The 17,982-nt window shown below is 39.6% G+C and carries 19 protein-coding genes and 1 riboswitch; of the genes, 9 read left to right on the plus strand and 10 right to left on the minus strand.

Features of this window, described 5'->3' with window-relative positions; translation table 11 throughout:
* Positions 1-50: 50 nt before the first annotated feature.
* Entirely contained in the window at positions 51-1,481 is a 1,431-nt protein-coding gene (arcD, locus tag CKV71_RS02205) for an arginine-ornithine antiporter (protein WP_095103363.1), read from the plus strand.
* 316 nt (positions 1,482-1,797) lie between these two features.
* Positions 1,798-2,469 carry a Crp/Fnr family transcriptional regulator gene (locus tag CKV71_RS02210; protein ID WP_095103365.1) on the plus strand — a complete coding sequence of 224 codons (672 nt, stop codon included), beginning with the start codon at positions 1,798-1,800 and terminating at the stop codon, positions 2,467-2,469.
* 49 nt (positions 2,470-2,518) lie between these two features.
* Here the strand turns inward: CKV71_RS02210 and CKV71_RS02215 are convergent, their stop codons facing one another.
* Positions 2,519-2,971, minus strand: a complete 453-nt coding sequence (locus tag CKV71_RS02215) for an arginine repressor (RefSeq protein WP_095103368.1) — start codon at positions 2,969-2,971, stop codon at positions 2,519-2,521.
* A gap of 297 nt (positions 2,972-3,268) precedes the next feature.
* Here CKV71_RS02215 and CKV71_RS02220 point away from each other — a divergent pair, with 297 nt between their 5' ends.
* Positions 3,269-3,490 carry a hypothetical protein gene (locus CKV71_RS02220; RefSeq protein ID WP_095103370.1) on the plus strand — a complete coding sequence of 74 codons (222 nt, stop codon included), beginning with the start codon at positions 3,269-3,271 and terminating at the stop codon, positions 3,488-3,490.
* Between the two features lie 187 nt (positions 3,491-3,677).
* On the opposite strand, the gene CKV71_RS02225 is transcribed toward CKV71_RS02220, so the two are convergent.
* The 5 genes from CKV71_RS02225 to CKV71_RS02245 are packed head-to-tail and all read right to left on the minus strand — an operon-like array spanning position 3,678 to position 7,385.
* Positions 3,678-4,694 (minus strand): ThiF family adenylyltransferase, encoded by a 1,017-nt coding sequence (locus tag CKV71_RS02225; protein WP_231917539.1) that lies wholly within the window; start codon positions 4,692-4,694, stop codon positions 3,678-3,680.
* Positions 4,695-4,729: 35 nt separating this feature from the next.
* Positions 4,730-5,497 (minus strand): thiazole synthase, encoded by a 768-nt coding sequence (locus tag CKV71_RS02230; RefSeq protein ID WP_095103374.1) that lies wholly within the window; start codon positions 5,495-5,497, stop codon positions 4,730-4,732.
* Position 5,498: 1 nt separating this feature from the next.
* Positions 5,499-5,699: a sulfur carrier protein ThiS gene (gene thiS, locus CKV71_RS02235; RefSeq protein WP_095103376.1), complete on the minus strand. Its 201-nt coding sequence runs from the start codon at positions 5,697-5,699 to the stop codon at positions 5,499-5,501.
* The gene (thiO, locus tag CKV71_RS02240; protein WP_095103378.1) at positions 5,683-6,810 is read right to left on the minus strand and encodes a glycine oxidase ThiO; all 1,128 of its coding nucleotides are present in this window, start codon (positions 6,808-6,810) and stop codon (positions 5,683-5,685) included. Before thiO ends, thiS begins: the two co-directional genes overlap by 17 nt.
* Before the next feature lie 2 nt (positions 6,811-6,812).
* Complete coding sequence (locus CKV71_RS02245) at positions 6,813-7,385, minus strand: thiamine phosphate synthase (protein ID WP_095107209.1); 573 nt, start codon at positions 7,383-7,385, stop codon at positions 6,813-6,815.
* Between the two features lie 69 nt (positions 7,386-7,454).
* A riboswitch (TPP riboswitch) is annotated at positions 7,455-7,565 on the minus strand.
* Between the two features lie 269 nt (positions 7,566-7,834).
* On the opposite strand from CKV71_RS02245, the gene CKV71_RS02250 reads away from it, so the two are divergent.
* The gene (locus CKV71_RS02250; RefSeq protein ID WP_095103380.1) at positions 7,835-8,680 is read left to right on the plus strand and encodes a trypsin-like serine peptidase; all 846 of its coding nucleotides are present in this window, start codon (positions 7,835-7,837) and stop codon (positions 8,678-8,680) included.
* Between the two features lie 678 nt (positions 8,681-9,358).
* On the opposite strand, the gene CKV71_RS12395 is transcribed toward CKV71_RS02250, so the two are convergent.
* From CKV71_RS12395 to panB, 4 genes are all read right to left on the minus strand, one after another.
* Entirely contained in the window at positions 9,359-9,454 is a 96-nt protein-coding gene (locus CKV71_RS12395) for a type I toxin-antitoxin system Fst family toxin (RefSeq protein WP_126557815.1), read from the minus strand.
* Positions 9,455-9,633: 179 nt separating this feature from the next.
* Positions 9,634-10,017: an aspartate 1-decarboxylase gene (gene panD, locus CKV71_RS02255; protein WP_015901315.1), complete on the minus strand. Its 384-nt coding sequence runs from the start codon at positions 10,015-10,017 to the stop codon at positions 9,634-9,636.
* A complete protein-coding gene (gene panC, locus CKV71_RS02260; RefSeq protein WP_095103381.1) occupies positions 10,010-10,870 on the minus strand; it encodes a pantoate--beta-alanine ligase in 861 nt (286 codons plus the stop codon). The genes panD and panC overlap by 8 nt, the downstream gene beginning before the upstream one ends.
* The gene (panB, locus tag CKV71_RS02265; protein ID WP_095103382.1) at positions 10,870-11,679 is read right to left on the minus strand and encodes a 3-methyl-2-oxobutanoate hydroxymethyltransferase; all 810 of its coding nucleotides are present in this window, start codon (positions 11,677-11,679) and stop codon (positions 10,870-10,872) included. Before panB ends, panC begins: the two co-directional genes overlap by 1 nt.
* Before the next feature lie 67 nt (positions 11,680-11,746).
* On the opposite strand from panB, the gene CKV71_RS02270 reads away from it, so the two are divergent.
* The 5 genes from CKV71_RS02270 to CKV71_RS02290 all read left to right on the plus strand — a co-directional run bounded on the left by CKV71_RS02270 (position 11,747) and on the right by CKV71_RS02290 (position 17,981).
* Positions 11,747-12,628 carry an oxidoreductase gene (locus CKV71_RS02270; RefSeq protein ID WP_095107213.1) on the plus strand — a complete coding sequence of 294 codons (882 nt, stop codon included), beginning with the start codon at positions 11,747-11,749 and terminating at the stop codon, positions 12,626-12,628.
* 231 nt (positions 12,629-12,859) lie between these two features.
* Positions 12,860-13,402, plus strand: a complete 543-nt coding sequence (locus CKV71_RS02275; protein WP_095103384.1) for a hypothetical protein — start codon at positions 12,860-12,862, stop codon at positions 13,400-13,402.
* 502 nt (positions 13,403-13,904) lie between these two features.
* Positions 13,905-15,062, plus strand: coding sequence for an N-acetylglucosamine-6-phosphate deacetylase (gene nagA, locus CKV71_RS02280; protein ID WP_095103388.1), 1,158 nt, complete (start codon positions 13,905-13,907; stop codon positions 15,060-15,062).
* A 323-nt stretch (positions 15,063-15,385) separates the two neighbouring features.
* Positions 15,386-17,188, plus strand: a complete 1,803-nt coding sequence (locus tag CKV71_RS02285; RefSeq protein ID WP_095107215.1) for a purple acid phosphatase family protein — start codon at positions 15,386-15,388, stop codon at positions 17,186-17,188.
* An 88-nt stretch (positions 17,189-17,276) separates the two neighbouring features.
* The gene (locus tag CKV71_RS02290) at positions 17,277-17,981 is read left to right on the plus strand and encodes a hypothetical protein (RefSeq protein ID WP_095103390.1); all 705 of its coding nucleotides are present in this window, start codon (positions 17,277-17,279) and stop codon (positions 17,979-17,981) included.
* Position 17,982: the final 1 nt, after the last annotated feature.

Consider the following 17,982-nt stretch of genomic DNA (forward strand, 5'->3'; position numbering starts at 1 on the left):
CTTAGGGACGAAAAAGCAGTAGAGCTCTAAGTATTAAAGGAGTTTTGAAAATGAGCGAACAATTAGAACAAAATAAACTCAGTAAAACAGCTTTAATCGGTTTGGTCATTGGTTCCATGATCGGCGGCGGTGCCTTCAACATTCTTTCAGACATGGGCGGCAAAGCTGGTGGATTAGCAATTATCATCGGTTGGATTATTACAGCTATCGGTATGATTTCTTTAGCCTTTGTGTTCCAAAACTTAACCAATAAACGACCTGATTTAGACGGCGGGATTTACAGTTATGCCCGTGCAGGTTTCGGTGACTTCGTCGGTTTCTCTAGTGCATGGGGATATTGGTTTGCTGCCTTCTTAGGTAACGTAGCTTATGCGACTTTATTGATGTCAGCAGTCGGCAATTTCTTCCCGATATTTAAAGGCGGTAACACACTTCCTAGTATTATCGTAGCCTCCATCTTACTATGGGGTGTACATTTCTTGATTTTACGCGGTGTAGAAACAGCCGCTTTAATCAATAGCATTGTAACAGTTGCTAAATTAATTCCGATTTTCTTGGCTATCGTTTGTATGTTGGTAGCATTCCATTTTGACACTTTTATGGCAGGATTTGCCGGAATGAAAGGCAACATTGCTTTACCGCTTAACTTTTCAAATATTATGGAACAAGTAAAAAGCACTATGTTAATTACAGTGTGGGTCTTTACAGGTATTGAAGGTGCTGTCGTCTTCTCTGGTCGTGCTAAAACGAAAAAAGACGTCGGAACAGCTACAGTCATCGGACTCTTGTTAGTATTAGTGATTTACTTCTTATTAACTGTACTCGCACAAGGCGTTATAGCACAAGGTCATATTTCACAATTAGATCAGCCTTCAATGGCCAGCTTACTTGCACATATTGTAGGACCTTGGGGCTCAACAGTAGTCAACATCGGTTTGATTATCTCAGTACTCGGTGCTTGGTTAGGTTGGACACTATTAGCAGGGGAATTACCATTTGTCGTAGCTAAAGACAAAATGTTCCCTAAATGGTTTGCCAAACAAAACAGCAACGGCGCACCAGTTAATTCATTATTAATCACTAACATCTTAGTACAATTATTCTTAATCAGTATGTTATTTACAGAAAGCGCTTATCAATTTGCATTCTCACTCGCATCAAGTGCCATATTAATTCCATATGCATTCAGTGCTTTCTACCAATTCAAATATACGATTCAAGAAGATCGCAAAGCACATGTACAATTAGTCATCGGTATTATTTCATCCATCTATGCAATATGGCTCATTTACGCAGCAGGCGTGGACTACTTGTTGTTGACAATGTTGCTTTATATTCCAGGACTCTTTGTTTACTACCGTGTGCAAAAGAACAACCATCGAAAATTCATTAAACGCGACTACATCTTGATGGGATTCATCATCCTCTTCGCGATTATCGGTATTATCCGTTTAGCTACAGGTGCAGTCAGCGTCTTCTAGCGCTAAAGTTATAAATAGAATTTTTACTAACCAGGGCGAAGACATCAATATAAATTGAGCAGATGCAATTATATATAACCTCCGAAGCCCTTATTAGCAAGCTTTGGGGGTTTTATTATGACATTCAGAAGCAGCGAGCACCTTTTAATTCCGAGAATTGCAATTGATTATGATACAATTAATTTGTTGTAATAATAATCATATATTGAACACATCATCAATTTAACGAATTACTTTAATTATATAAAATTTAGTGAAAACAGATAAGGACTCATATTCATTTTTAAAAAAGACAAGAGAAATGAGGTGATGGTGTATGAGCAGGACAACTGAGACCTTTCAGTCCTCAATTCAAGAATTATCCAAAATATTAGAAGTGCCGTCAGGATTAATTGTTCCGCATCTTTCTGAAATTTATGTTCGAAATTATGAAAAGGGACAAGTCATTTACTATCAAGGATCAGAAGCGGACAGCATCTATTTATTAATAGAAGGTTATGTATCGCGAGAACGTTTGAATGAAAATGGCGATGACTATTTAATGCTGAATCGTGGCCACACATTATTTCCAATCAGCCATCTTTTTGAACAAGAACATTACGAAGAATCTTGTACTGCATTGACTGATGCACTCATTGTTCGTGTACCTAAAAATTTGATTGAATACTTGAGCAAGAATAATGAAGACACCTTCGTTAAAATCTTTACCTTGTTGCGACAAGAACAGCAAATCAGTATTAACCGCAACATGGCCTTGATGGGGCGCAACGCCGAACAGAAAGTCATCAACACCTTGCGCATACTAGGTGAGACCATCGGCAACGACCAAGGCGCCTATTACGAAATCGACAAGGTAATGACCGTTACTCTGTTAAGCGCATTAGCAGGCGTTTCCAGAGAAAAGGCCAGCCATGTCGTGCGAGGCCTCAGCAACAATAACCTAGTCTTGAAAAACTATCAAACCTGGACCATCAGCAAGTCCATCTAATATACAAAATGAGCAGTCGCCATCACATAGTGGCCGCTGCTCATTTACTTTAAGTCTCTAATAACAGATACTTCACATACTCCGCTTCTTCCGCCGACTTCAACAACACCATAATCACATCATTACCGCTCACCGTGCCCAGCACATGCGGCAACTGCATCTGATCAATACAATAATTAATCGTACGCGCAAACCCAGGCTCCGTCTTAATCAAGATATAACTATCCTTCACAATCACCGAATTCACACTATCCTGCCGATACTTCTTAAACGCTTCACGATAACTCTTCGCAGAATTCTTCTCAGGCAGCACATAATATGACTGATTCGCACCATTCGGGACCTTAGTGACATTCAACTCCTGCAAATCCTTCGCCACCGTCGTCATACTGAAAATCAAATTATATTGCTCCTCCAAAATTTCCGCCAACTCACGCACCGTCGAAATCTTATTATTCTTCAGTAATAATTTAATCAATTCAAGACGCTTTTCTTTCTCCATATTTCATCCCTCAAATTTATAAATATACAGTATTATTGTATTCTATAAATTAAACGAACTCAATCCCAAGCCACTCATATTCACAAAATTTTTTGGGGAAAAGAAAACTTTAGAGAGTACAGACAGTTGAAGAGCTGCCTCAGAACGGCAATAACTGCCTCCTCTGATTAATAGTGTATAAATGTGTAAATAGCATACGACTAATAAAGGACTTAGACTATTATATAATTATTTTCATTCATAGTGTTGTTGATGGTATAATGATTTAAAATCAACGACATCAAGGGGGACATCAAGATGATTATATTCATGGAAATCATGTTGCTTACAGTCATCGCACTCGTTATGGAACATCGTATGACCAGGCGAGGCAACATGACAAAGGCGCAATGGTTCACCCGCATGTTGAAAATAGGAGTCGCCGTAGTACTCATTACTATCGCCATATCCTTTTTCCAAAATCTCGACGTAGTGATGGCAGGCTTTAAAGAAGGTTATACAAGTTATCTAGAGTTTTAATATAGGGAAGTTATTGGGAATTGAGGGTAGGAGATAAACTCCTGACCCTTTTTCTATTTAACAGGAGTTTTATTAGGAGATTGGTGCTAAGTGTATAGGCAAAGAAGCCGCGCCTATACATTTTCACCTCAAGAACAGCATAAAACAGAGACTGCCCCACCACGAGCAGCCTCTGTTCAGTTAGTTATTATTTCATCGCTTTCAATAATTGCTGATATAACGCTTCTGCAGTTTCAGCATCCTCTATTCCGTGCACATTCATCCGGCCATCTTTAAACAAAGTAGCAGAACGACCGTCGATATCCAGCAATTTCACATAAGGATTTACTTTTAAGATATGGCCAGGAAACAGGTCTGCATTGTCGAAATGCTGTGGCTTGAAACGGAAGACGTAAGTATCGCCACAACTGCCTTCTACCCATTTCGGCTCAGCTACTCCGAGCAATTCATAAGCAGCCTGTCCGCCACAGACTGGACAATCAGGGTTCTTCATACGACTGACATCCATACTTTGTTGTTTCATATTAAAGGGTTCAACAGTCAGCAATTTGCCAGAGAAGCCTGTGCCTGCCAAATACCGCATTACTTCAGCAATTTGATAACTGACCACTTGCAAGATTACCGGCGGGATGACACCGTTAATCGCACAACTTTCAGCAGTTTCCGGAGCTTCGCTCATTAAGCAGCGTAAGCAAGGGCCGGTATAATCGATGGCATAAACTGTACCTTTGCCGCCGACCGCTGCGCCATAAACCCATGGCAAACCAAGTTTATGGCACACTTCATTGAATAAGAAGCGGATGGCGAAATGATCCATGCCGTCTAACAGCATGTCGGGAGCAATATCTGTCAGCATACGTTCAATATTGGTCGGAGTGATTTCCTGATAAAGGGGTTGGATTTCGACTTCCGAATTGATTTGACGTAATTTATCAGCTAAGGCATAGACTTTCGGACGCATTTCTAACGCATCCGCTTCATCATACAACGCTTGTCGGTGCAAGTTGGATATTTCTACGATATCCATATCTACAATCGTTAACTTGCCAACGCCCATGCGCACCAATTGTTCTGCTAAATGACTGCCCAAAGCGCCGGCGCCCATAACCATCAGATGGGCACTCTCCAAAGCTTTCTGTCCCTTAACACCAAAAGGGGCATAACGTGTTTGGCGGCTGAAGCGGTCAGCTGAGGCGAAATTCATGTTTGGTGATTCCTCAGTATGACCGGAGTGCGGCATCATAGGAAACCTAATCCTTCTGTCGGACTGGATGCTTGTGCGGTATATTTAACTGGGATGCGTCCGGCTTCGTAGCTCAAACGTCCGGCTTCGATGCCTAATTTCATCGCTTCGGCCATTTTCACGGGATCTTTCGCACGAGATACTGCAGAGTTCAACAATACAGCGTCAGCGCCTAATTCCATCGCTTCGGCCGCATCTTTAGCTGAACCGATGCCGGCATCTACAATAATCGGCACGTTGGCATTTTTAACGATATAACTTAAATTCAATGGGTTATTGATACCGCGCCCAGTGCCGATAGGGGAAGCTAACGGCATGACTGCATGCACGCCTAGTTCTTCTAAACGTTTCGCCAGTACGACGTCTTCCGCAATATAAGGGCACACGACATAGCCGCGGTCTAACAAGATTTTGCAAGCCTCATACGTCGCAATCGGGTCAGGCAATAACGTTTCATCATCGCCGATAATTTCGACTTTAATCATATCGCAGACACCCGCATGTTTAGCAATTTCAGCGATACGTACTGCTTCATCAACCGTCTTTGCACCGGCTGTATTCGGGAAAGTTACGAAGTCTTTCAAATTCACATTAGCCAAAGGATTCGGCAAGTTCTTGTCATATAAATTCATACGACGTACTGCGAACGTTAAGACATCTGTACCTGACGCCTCAATTGCTTTTGTTTGAATGTCTTCATCATCAAATTTCCCTGTTCCTAACAACAATCTTGATTCCATTTCATACGGTCCAATTTTCAACATTTTATCCGCCTCCAACAAACTCTAGTAATTCTAAACGATCATCTTCGCGCACGATTTGCTTAGCAAAATCATCGCGCTGTATTAAATTTTCATTATGCTCAGCGATTACACGTTTCGGGTCTAACTCTAGTGATTCCAATACATTTTGAATGCTGAGTTCACTCTCGAACGTAAACGAATCGCCATTAATGATGCACTTCATAACTTTCCCTCCTCATTGCGAATGGTGCCAATTCTTCTGGACGCTCGCCGAATTTCAACCATTCTGCCATCAACTCTCCGATAATCGGTGACAACAATATTCCATTACGATAATGTCCGGTAATTACCCATAAATTAGGGTCCGTTTCATCCATAATCGGCTGTTCACCAGGAGTCCAAGGTCGCACGCCGGACCAATGTTTCAACTCACGGCTCGACGCCAATTCAGGCACGCGCTCAATCGCCTCATGCAGCAGCCAATTTTTGCCTTCAGTACTCACACCGACCGAATAATCATTGAAATAGCTGGTCGCACCAATTAAGAAACGATGGGGCGGTTTCGGTACAATATAACAGCCATTGGTCATAAATAAAGTGTGTTTCAAATCCAATTCTTCATTTTTCACCAAGACGACTTCACCTTTCACACCGCTTACGGTCTCTTTGATTTCCGGTTTATCCGTTAAGAAGCCGGCCCAAGCACCTGCTGCCACTACTACTTTTTCAGCTTGCAGCACAGAAGATTTGCCCTCAGCTTCTACTGCGATACTGTAATGGTTGCCTTGACGCTTAATCTCTTCCACATTCGTATGGTCGAAACGTTCCACTGCATCCTCAGCTTGCAACGCCGCATGCAAAGCCTTTGTATAATGGTTCGCATTAATTTGATGATCATGCGGGACAAACATCATAGCCTGCGCACCTTTCACCAAATAATGCGTCAACTCACCTAAATCGTGCTCGCTTAAATCCTCTACATCCTTATCATGCGCATGCAGAAATTCATATTGCTGTTGCAACGAAGCCACGTCCTCTTCCTCCGTCGCAATCTTGATTAATCCATTCTGCTGATATTGAATATCGATACCTGTTTCCTCCTGCAAAGCTTTACTCAACTCACCAAACTTTGCACGAGACTTCAGAGCCAAGCGAAATAACGGACTATCTTCCTTAAATTCATTCTGAGCTCCTAACATACCGCCCGCCTTATAAGACGCATGCTGCCCCTCAATATCGCGGTCAATCAACGCAATACGCATACCGCTATCCTTCAAATGACGGGCAATCGACATACCGATTACACCCGCTCCAACAATCGCTAAATCAAACATCCTTACTCAGCCTCCTTTGCTGAACACAACGTCTCCAAATCATTCTCCATAAAATACGAAATCGCTGCGATACCCGCGAATCCAGACGGGACACGGCCTACCGTTTCCGCATTAATACCACCCAACGCTACCACCGGGATACCGACCCGCAACACTGCTGTGATTTCTGCTTGAGTTCTAGGCGCTTTTCCAGGTTTGGATTTGGTGGAAAAGAGGTGCCCGAAAAGTACATAGTCCAAGTGATGTGCCTCGGCAGCTTGTGCACTTGCAGCACTATGTGTCGACATACTGACCATGATTTGAGAATGGGTTGCTTTAAACTGAAACGCACGTTCATCATGCTCACGAAAATGAATCGCCCTTAAATCAAGTTTCTGTAATAATTCCATATCAGAATGCACCGTGATTTTAGATTTAGGAAAACCAGCTTGAAGCAAGCGCTCCAGAAACCTTTTCAAATCTTCTTGTTGCATCGGCGTGCGAAATATCAAATGGTCAATCGCCGGCGCAATAGCGATGAAATGCCTTAAATCAGCTTGGGTCAAAGTACGATAGGGCGTAATTGCAATATACATAATGTACTCCTTCTTAAAATTATCCAAATAAAAAAGCACTGTTTCTCCATAGAAAAACAGCGCATCAAAAAGTGCAATACGCCACTTTCCTACGCCAGTATAAACTGGATCAGGTTCCAAGAATTTCCTCATTGCCATGAGGATCTCAGCCTGTAAGAACAGGCACTTCCAGTGGACTTATTGTTATTATTCATTTCAATAAGTAATACATATTATCAGCACTAACAAAACGTGTAGCGAGGTGTTAATGCACGAGAGTGACGGATTCGTTCCGCCTCACCATTACTTTACAAAATCATCATAAAGCAAGATGGCAGAAAAAGCAATAGGGGATGGAGAGAGATGAAGTAAATCAGATATTGCTTTTCTCTTTTTTTAAAAGTAAACTGAAAATAACTTTAAATACGACACCACTCATTTCGAAATTAATAATAAGGGGCAATTTTAAGATGAAAGTTAAAGGTTTGAAAGCAGGTATCATCACAGTATGTGCTGTGGTCGGTCTTTCTTTTTCAGGAGCAGGCGGAGAGGAAGCGCATGCAGCAGGAAGTTATTACTATAATGGTATGAGCAACTATAATGAGTCGACTGCTTATCCGAAAGCAAAGAAAATTTCTAATAGTAATTTGGACATCCATCATATTTCGAATACTATGAATACAAAGTATAAAGCAGTGGGGCGCGTTAGTAATAAAGACGGCTGGAAAGGTCGCGGCAAAGACAGTATGGGAACGGGGACAGTAATCGGAAACTATACATTGGTGACAAACGCACATGTCATTGATACTGCGAAAGGGGTTGCCGCAAACCCTAAATACATCACATTTGATATGGCGAGAGACGGAGCTAGAAAACCATATACGTTCCATGCTACGAAAGTTGTGAAAGTACCAAATGCAGACGTAGCGCTAGTGTATACAAAAGAAAAGATGTCGAAATACGCGACACCTTTAAAATTAGCTTCGAATGCGCAAATTAATGGTTTGAAATATAATACGAAATTATATTCAGTAGGCTATCCTTGGCAGAACGGTGACAATACGAAAACACATTGGAGTAGTTTCCGCTTCATTCAAAGATCTTCCAATGGTACTGAATTACAAACGAAAGATAAATTCCGTGCAGGCGCATCAGGTTCACCTATGGTCAACGGCAGTTATCAAATATTCGGTTTGAGAACATACGGTTATAATTTATGGGCTAATTCAACTACTAATTACGCTAAAGCTGAAATGGCTGGCGGCGAAGCGATGAATGGTGCAACAGGTAATTTTGTTCGTACACATATTAAATAATATTATTATGAGTGACTTATTATTTCTGTTCCACTCTTGACGATAACCACCAATAATACCGAAAAGAACCCCTTACTATAGCAGTAGTAAGGGGTTTGGTGTGCCATAATGTTGTTAAGAACATTAGAAACTATATGCACTTTTATCGTTTCGACGATAGGAAGATGTGTGGTTTACATATTGGTTAAACCATCGCAGCAAAGATGACGATAATCATTAATAATACCGAAAAGAACCGCTTATTACAGGCATAGTAAGAGGTTTGGTATGTCATAATGTTATTGTGCTTTTATTATAAACTATTTCTCTGTAATACACAATTATTGTTATATAATTGTGTATTACAGGTTTCTTCATTCACAACACAACTGTTTTTTCTTTTTCGTGAATCATTTCGACTGTAATCCAATAATAAAATTTTTAATGTTATAAAAATTTAACTTTTTAAAATGAAGAATAGAGGGGGTTATAAGACTTAGGGTAATTTAATATATTATTATAAAGGAATAATAACTGGATTTTATACAAAGATTCAATAAATTAGCCCTTTGCATTTTTCTACGCACTAGTGGTATAATTTAAGTAACAAATATGTTGCTGACATGGCAAACACCGAGCCCGATAACTACTGCGAATAGTTATCGGGCTCTTTTTCCGGTATATTAGCTTTGTCGTCGCTTATTTATCACGATTATTTAGCCAATATGAAAATAATGTGATTGTCACTCCTACTATTATAGGAGCAACTAAAGATACAAATATGTTGCTGAACATGACGCCACCTCCTTCCATGCTAGACACAACACAGAAGTAAAACGACGACTTTTATATTATATCATTTTCCAATTGGGGTGGCATATGGGTTTTTAATAAACAACAGATTAAAAAAACGGTTAGCAAATATATTTATCAAATTATGAAACTTTCAAAAACTGTAACACAATACGCCTCATTTACAACACAACTGTATTTTCTTTTTCGTGAATCATTTCGACAATTTCATTCTTCTCATTCATAACTGCCACTTTTGGAGCGTGATCTGCAATTTCAGTTTCATTTAATTGTGCGTACGTCATTATGATAACCACATCATCAACTTCTACTAAACGAGAAGCAGCACCATTCAGGCAAATTTTACCGCTTCCACGTTCTCCTTTAATCACATACGTCTCAAAACGTGCACCGTTATTATTATTAACAATCGCTACTTTTTCATTTGGTAAAATATCTACCGCATCTAAAATATCAGCATCTATTGTAATACTGCCCACGTAATTTAAATTCGATTCAGTCACACGTGCGCGGTGAATCTTAGCATTCATCATTGTTCTAATCAATTTCTTCATCTCCGATTATCAGATTATCTATCAAGCGTGCTTTAGAAAATTTAACTGCGAGCGAGATGAAAATACGACCCTTGATGTGTTGCTGCTCTATAAGTCCAGGATAACTGTAAACGGCTACTTCATCCACATGACCGCTTGTATGCGATTCTAAGTAAGTAGTGACCGCTTCCACAATTATTTTACTCTCTCTTTCACCTTCGCGGTAGAGCTTTTCAGCTGATTTTAAACTTTTTTGCAGCTCAGGCGCTTCTTGGCGTTCCTTTTCAGTCAAATAAACATTACGAGAACTCTTCGCCAAACCATCTGCTTCACGTACAATATCTTGCCCTACAATTTCAATCGGATGATTAAAATCAGCAACCATTTTCTCAATAATAGCAAGTTGCTGAGCATCCTTTTTACCAAAGTAAGCACGGTCAGGTTGGACAATATTAAAGAGTTTATTGACCACTGTCACGACCCCGTTAAAATGAATCGGACGTTGCGCGCCCTCCAAAACATCTGCTAATCTGCCGACTTTCAAAGCGACGCCGATTTCACCTGGATACATCGCTTCAACGCTTGGATGAAAGACATAATCTACTTCAGCAGATTTCGCTGCTTGCGTATCAGCTTCAATATCACGCGGATAAGCATCATAATCTTCATCAGGTGCGAATTGAAGCGGGTTCACAAACACACTGATCACTGTCACATCATTCTCCGCAATCGAACGGCGCATCATCGTTAAATGGCCATCATGCAACGCACCCATAGTCGGCACAAAACCGACCGATTTGCCATCTCGTTTGAAATCACGAGCTAAACGTTGCATATCTTGAATATTTGTAATTACTTCAGTCATTAATCTAATTCCTCCAAGATTTGTTTCTTATACGTATAAGCTTCAGAAGGGAAGTTGCCATTGCGAACCTCTTCATGATACTGATGCAAAGCTTCTACACCCGTTGAAAAGTCGCCGTACTGCTTTACAAACTTAGCGCGATGTTCCTGACCGTAATTCAACATATCATGATAGACCAAGACCTGGCCGTCTGTATCTTTACCCGCACCGATTCCGATAACAGGTATGGTTAAACGTTCAGAAATTAAGGCCGCCAAATCACTTGGTACCGCTTCCAAAACTAGCATTACAGCCTCAGCTTCTTGCACCGCTTCAGCATCCGCAATCAACTGTTTTGCTGCCTCTTTTGTAGAACCTTGCATTTTATATCCCATAATCCCAACACTTTGAGGCGTCAAACCTAAATGAGAGACTACCGGGATACCCATCGCCGCCGCTTTCGTAATAAAACTGATTAAATGCGCACCTTCAGCCTTCACCGCATTCGCACCCGTTTCTTGATATAAACGCAGCGCATGCTCCAAGTCGCGTTCATCACTGACACCCACCGTACCAATCGGCAAGTCCACTACCACAAACGTATTCGGAGCACCACGTCGTACCGCTTTGCCATGATGAATCATATCGTCTAAAGTGACCTGAACCGTACTCTCATAACCCAGCACCGTCATACCTAGAGAATCACCCACCAAAATAGTGTCAATTCCCGCAGCTTCAACTTGCTTCGCACTCGGATAATCATACGCAGTCACCATTGAAATCTTTTCATTATTCAGCTTCATATCAAATAAATTGCTTAATTGTTTCATTTCATCATATCCTTTATTTAATATAAAGATATAATAACACAAATAAGGAAATTTTGAGGTGATTCAAGTGACACTACAATACGGAATTATCGGCCCTGGAGCAGTCGGCACCACCATTGCTTACGAACTCTTGCGCAGCCTAGACACAGACCAAGTTCATCTTTTTGGAAAGAAAGCCTGGAAAGTACCATACCGCCAAAGAGATACAGGAGAACAAAGTGAGCTGCAAACTCAAACATTGGCGCATTTCGACGATACATTAGATGTCTTGTTCATAGCGGTCAAAACGCATCAACTTGATCATGTGATAGAGCAAATGGCACATGTTATAGATGACGACACGCTTATTATTTTAGCTCAGAATGGGCACGGGCAACTAGAAAAAATCGATTATCCGCATGTCTATCAAGCTGTGGTTTACATCAGTGGGCAGAAGACAGAAGAAGGCGTAATTCATTTCAGAGACCGCATCTTGCAAGTGCAAGAAGATGAATTTACCAGCGAACTGGCGCAACACTTAGCTGATACGCGCTTAGAGTTGCAATTGAAAGATGATATTGAGGTTGAAATCTGGTACAAGCTGCTAGTGAATCTGGGAATTAATTCGGTTACAGCTGTAGGAAGGCAGACCGCTGCGATTTTAAGAGTGCCAGAAATTCGTAATTTATGTCGCAACTTGTTAGAAGAAGGACAAAGGATAGCAGAGGCAGCAGGAATCGTTCTACCTGAAACTATCGTTGAAGATATCATGAAGATTTATGCCGGTTACCCAGATGAGATGGGTACAAGCATGTATTATGATATTATCAGCGGCGCGCCTTTAGAGGTTGATGCCATTCAAGGTTTTATGTATCGCAAGGGGCAAGAATTAGGGCTCTATACCCCTTATTTAGAAACGGTTTACAGTATTTTAGCTGCTGCTGAGAACGGCAAATTAAATTACAAGTAAAGTGAGATTTTTCTCGCAATTCTTCCGCTGATTCTGTATAATAATATTAATTAAACTTGATTGTAAAAGATAAAATAATTGTGAGAATTCGAGGATGATGAAAGGTGGTTAATAACCTATGAACAAGCTAGAGCGTAACTTTATTTTAAAATTGAATATCAATTGCGTGATGCCTTCATAGTGAATTAACATAGGCACTTCACACAACATCTTAAGAAAGAAGGAAACAACATGAGTGCACAACAAAATAATCATCAAAGCAGCACGCAAAATTCAGCAATTATCACCAGATTAGACCATTTAGAATTGAGAATGACACATTTAGAAGAAAATAAGGATACGAATTATCGTCTTTTGAGTGAAAGAATCGATAGTTTTCAAAAGGAAAATGAAAAAGATCACCAAATTCTCCATAAAAAAATTGATGATTTAAAAGAAGAGAATGATAAAGAACATCAACGTTTATACGTATTAATTAATGATTTTAAACTTGAAACTCGCTTACAGTTTGAAAGTATGGCGCAAACAATAGAAAGATTAGAAAAAAAGATGGACGGAAAAATAGAGAAATTGGATTTCAAAATAGAGAAATTGGATAAAAAGATGGATTCAAAAATAGAAAGATTGGATTCCAAAATAGAGAAATTGGATTCAAAAATAGACAATAAATTTGATGAATTAAAGAAAGACTTAAAATGGGGATTAGGTATATTTGCTACTATAGTGACTGCTACAATAGCTATTATTAATGTATGCCAACATTTCTTAATGTAAAAAGCAAACACAGGCAATTGCAGGTGAAGGAATAACGATTTAAATAAAAAAATGTAATTAATACAAGCAGGGGTTGGGCGTTATGGAATGTCTCAACTCCTGTTTGCATGTGGTCAGTTAAAATTTTTTGTAAATTTACGATTAGACAATAGGAATTGATGGATAAATTACAATTCAAGGCGAAAGTGTTAAGGCTCGCATCGGCCGCCTATACAGTTTAGGGCGAAAGTGTTAAGGCACGCGCCTGCCGCCTATACAGTTTAGGGCGAAAGTGTTAAGGCTCGGGTCGGCCGCCTATACAGTTTAGGGCGAAAGTGTCGAGGCTCGCATCAGCCACCTATACAGTTTAGGGCGAAAGTGTTAAGGCACGCGCCTGCCGCCTATACAGTTTAGGTGTTCAACTCTGCTTTTTATTAAAATTTCAAGGTTTGCTTTCAAATAGTCTAGCTGAAATATATGTTAAAATACGAGTATATACACATTACGCAAAAGAGGTTAGAATATGACAGAGTATGTAGTGGCGAACGGCCGAGTCTATACAGAAGATAAAGTAGTGGATCAAGGTTACATCAGAGTTGCGGATGGAAAAATTGCGGAAGTCGGTGCAGGGGAATATACAGGCGACTTGCAAGTTATCGATGCTGAAGGAAAAAATATTTTGCCAGGTTTTATTGATATTCATATTCATGGAGGTTACGGCGAGGATGCGATGGATGCTTCATTTGATGGCTTAAAGCATCTCTCTGAATCTTTATTATCTGAAGGAACAACATCTTACTTAGCAACTACGATGACACAATCAGTTAAAAATATTGATCGTGCTTTAGAAAATATTGTTGAGTATATACAATTTCAGGATACGGAGAATGCGGCTGAAGTGGCAGGCGTACATTTAGAAGGGCCCTTTATTTCAGAACATAAAGTTGGTGCTCAAAATCCTAAATATGTACAACGTCCTTCCGTAGAGGCTATCCAACATTTTCAAGGCACAGCTCAAGGGAATATTAAAATAGTAACATTTGCGCCGGAAGTAGAAGGTGCGGAGGATACTCTAAAAGCACTGAGCGATTATATTATCTTTTCGATTGGTCATACAGTAGCCACGTACGATGAAGTGAATGAAGCGGTAGCGCACGGTGCGAAACACGCGACACATTTATATAATGCAGGCACACCATTTGAACATCGCGCGCCAGGTGTGTTTGGCGCAGTTTGGACCAATGACTATATTAATGCCGAAGCTATTGTGGATGGTGTCCATTCCCATCCTGCTGCAGTTAAAACAGCATTTAAAATGAAAGGTAATCGACATTTCTACTTAATTACTGATGCCATGCGTGCCAAGGGAATGCCGGATGGTAATTATGATTTAGGCGGTCAAAATGTCATCGTGAAAGGCTCAGAAGCACGTTTAGCATCAGGTGCACTTGCTGGCAGTATTTTAAAAATGAATGACGGAGTGCGTAATTTAATGGACTTTACAGGAGCTCCTTTAGAAGAGGTTTGGCGTACTACTAGTTTCAATCAAGCGATAGCTTTAGGTATTGATAATAAAAAAGGTAGTATTAAAGTGGGCAAAGATGCTGATCTAGTAATTGTAGATGATAATATTCAAGTAAATACGACAATTAAAAATGGTATGGTTCATACATTTGAATAAGAAAATTTGAAGCGAGAGTGAGACGAAATACTTTGTCCTACTCTCGCTTTTTATTATCTTGCCATGGCAAATAATACAATAATATTTAATTATGTTGTATAAAATAAATAATATAATCACGTTGAATTTATATCGCTTGTATCAATAATTCTCACAGTCCTAACATTAAATTAATATTTTCTTAAAACTTGGTTGCTACAATTCAAAGTGAAAGGGAGTCAACCACATTTATGAAGCCTTTACCAGGGGTTCTTTTTTTCAGAGAGGGTAAGCACTTCCTTAAAAAATTCTATTTCGGAGGTAGGGCATTGAAGAATATCAAGATGACTAAAATTGTAGCAGGGAGTATGGCAAGTTTAATGCTGTTATTAGCAACAGGGACAGCTAATAGTGCAGAAGCGGACGGTGGTGCTCAAGCGACATCACAGCAAACACAACAAGCGCAACAAGCAACGAATCAAGATGGCATTAAGTTAATGAAAGAAAAACCTGAAGTGGCACCGATTCCTAAAAAGAATTCACCTAATAGAATTATTACGAATTTCAACGGAAACCCGCAAAAAGAAATGGGATTCAACTGGTACACAACTGATAAAGCTGAACAGCCTCAAGTTTGGGTTTCAACTTCCAAGGATATGAAAGATGCTAAGACATTTGCAGCAGATGCAAAACAAGTGGATTCTCAATACATAGAAAGAGATAAATCGGGTCACTTTATCTTTGCGGATGTAGAGAAGAATGATGACGGAGAACCTGTTAAAGGGAAAGATGGTAAAGAAAAAATTAATGGGTATTATACGGATGCAAATGTAAGTGGTCCTGAATGGACAAGTGGTGACCAGCATGGTAAAGCTTCTTTGAAAAATGAAAAAGAATACGTGTACAAAGCTCAAGCAAAAGATTTAAAACCTAATACACACTATTACTACAAAGTAGGAAGCAAGAATGGTCAGCAAAGCCAAGTTGGACAATTCAAAACAGGCGGCAGTGCAAAGGATCCATTCAAATTTGTACAATATACAGACACACAAAATGCTTATTGGAATGAGCATGTAAGAAACGAAGCGCAATTTGGAGCAAATACAATCGCTGAAGCAATTAAAACAGCGGGCAATCCTGACTTTGCTTTGCATACAGGCGACTTTGTAGAAAACTCACAAACTGAAGATGAATGGAACGATATTTATGATCAATCTCGTCCATCATTCATGTCCTTGCCGATTGCAGCAGCAGCAGGTAACCATGATGAATATCCATTTAAGGAAGACGATAAAAAGTTATTAGACCGTTTCAATCGTCATGTCAATGTACCTAAAGCAAATAATGCAGTTAATGGCGGTTCTTATTATTCATTCGATTATAATAATGCACACATGGTAGTTGCGAACACAAATGATAATAAGAAAAGCAAAGATAATCCAGATGAAAAAGCAATCGGTAAAGAACAAATGAAATGGATTAAAAATGATATCAAACAAGCACGTAAAAATGGCTCTAAATGGGTAATCTTGAACTTGCACAAACCAATGTATTCTAAGTCATACCACGCATTAACTGATGAAGACATTAAGAAAGTTCGTAAAGAATTAACGAAAGAAATTGATGATTTAGATGTAGATTTAGTGTTACAAGGACATGACCATGTATTAGCACGAACAAAAGTATTGCAACATACATCCACAAAAAATAGTTTCGTCAATGCGAAGATTGAAGACGCCAAACAAGTGACTGGTAAAGATGGTGTGAAATATTATGATAACCCGAAAGGTTCAGTATATGTATTGCCGAATACAGGCGGTACTAAAGCTTATGATGATATTTACAGCCGCTCATTAGACCATATTAAGAAAATTCAACCAGACTTGAAATGGTTAACAGAAAAACAACGTCAAGAATACAATAATTTATTTGCTGTAGGTGAACAGCCGCAGAAAACAGCAGCATTTAACGACAGTCATGAAAATAACCGTGATTCTTCAGACCAAAACTTCTCAGTATATGAAGTCAAAGGCAACAAATTGATTGTGAAAATCTATCAATTGCGTGGAGATATCAGTAAAGGTGAACCAAGATCAGTTAAATTGATTGACCAATTCGGAATTTCAAAAGACGATAATAAAAAATAAGGAAGAGGTTGCAATGAAGTTAAGGGAGAGGGACTGAGATAAATTAAGGTCCCGATCCCTTGACTTTAATACATAGGAGGCAATAATGATGAAGCGGTTTTTAACATATTCAGCAGCAATCGCAAGTTTAAGCTTGCTTTTAACAGGATGCAGCGGACAGCCTGAAAAGAAAACAAGTGATGCAAATGCGCAGACGACACAACATGAATCTAAGCAAGCCTCAAATAATAATGACGAAACAGAAATAAAAATCGATAAAGCAAAGCTATCTGATAAAGAACATGAAAAGATGAAAAAAGAAGTGCTGGATTGGGCAGATAAATATGGTAAGCAACAAGGCTTAGCAGTTTCAAATCGTTATTTTGGAGCAGGAGAAATTTCGAGTGGGGATTGGTATGCAATGACGCCTAAAGGTGAACTGCAAGTGAGTAATCAAGGATCGCCTGGCCCTAAAGCGTTTGACCGTCATAATTTGGTCGGAGTTGTGATGTATAAATCAAAAGATGGCACAACTGGATTGGATTCTAAAGCTAAAAACTTAACGAATATTGAAAGTTATCAAAATGTAGCGGATTTGAATCAACCTGTTACGAAATACTTATTTGCCGATGACGGAAGGGTGTACGAGTATACTTTTCAACCTGAAGAAAAGGTTGAATTGTCTTCTGGCTTTGCACCTAAAGACCATAATGATAAAGATCCGAACTTAAAACCGGATCATCCATTTGAACTCAGTGATAACGCTTCTGCCAACCAAGAAATGCAACGACTTGTTAAAGAGTACGGCAATTAAT

Source organism: Staphylococcus piscifermentans (assembly GCF_900186985.1).
Lineage (GTDB): Bacteria > Bacillota > Bacilli > Staphylococcales > Staphylococcaceae > Staphylococcus > Staphylococcus piscifermentans.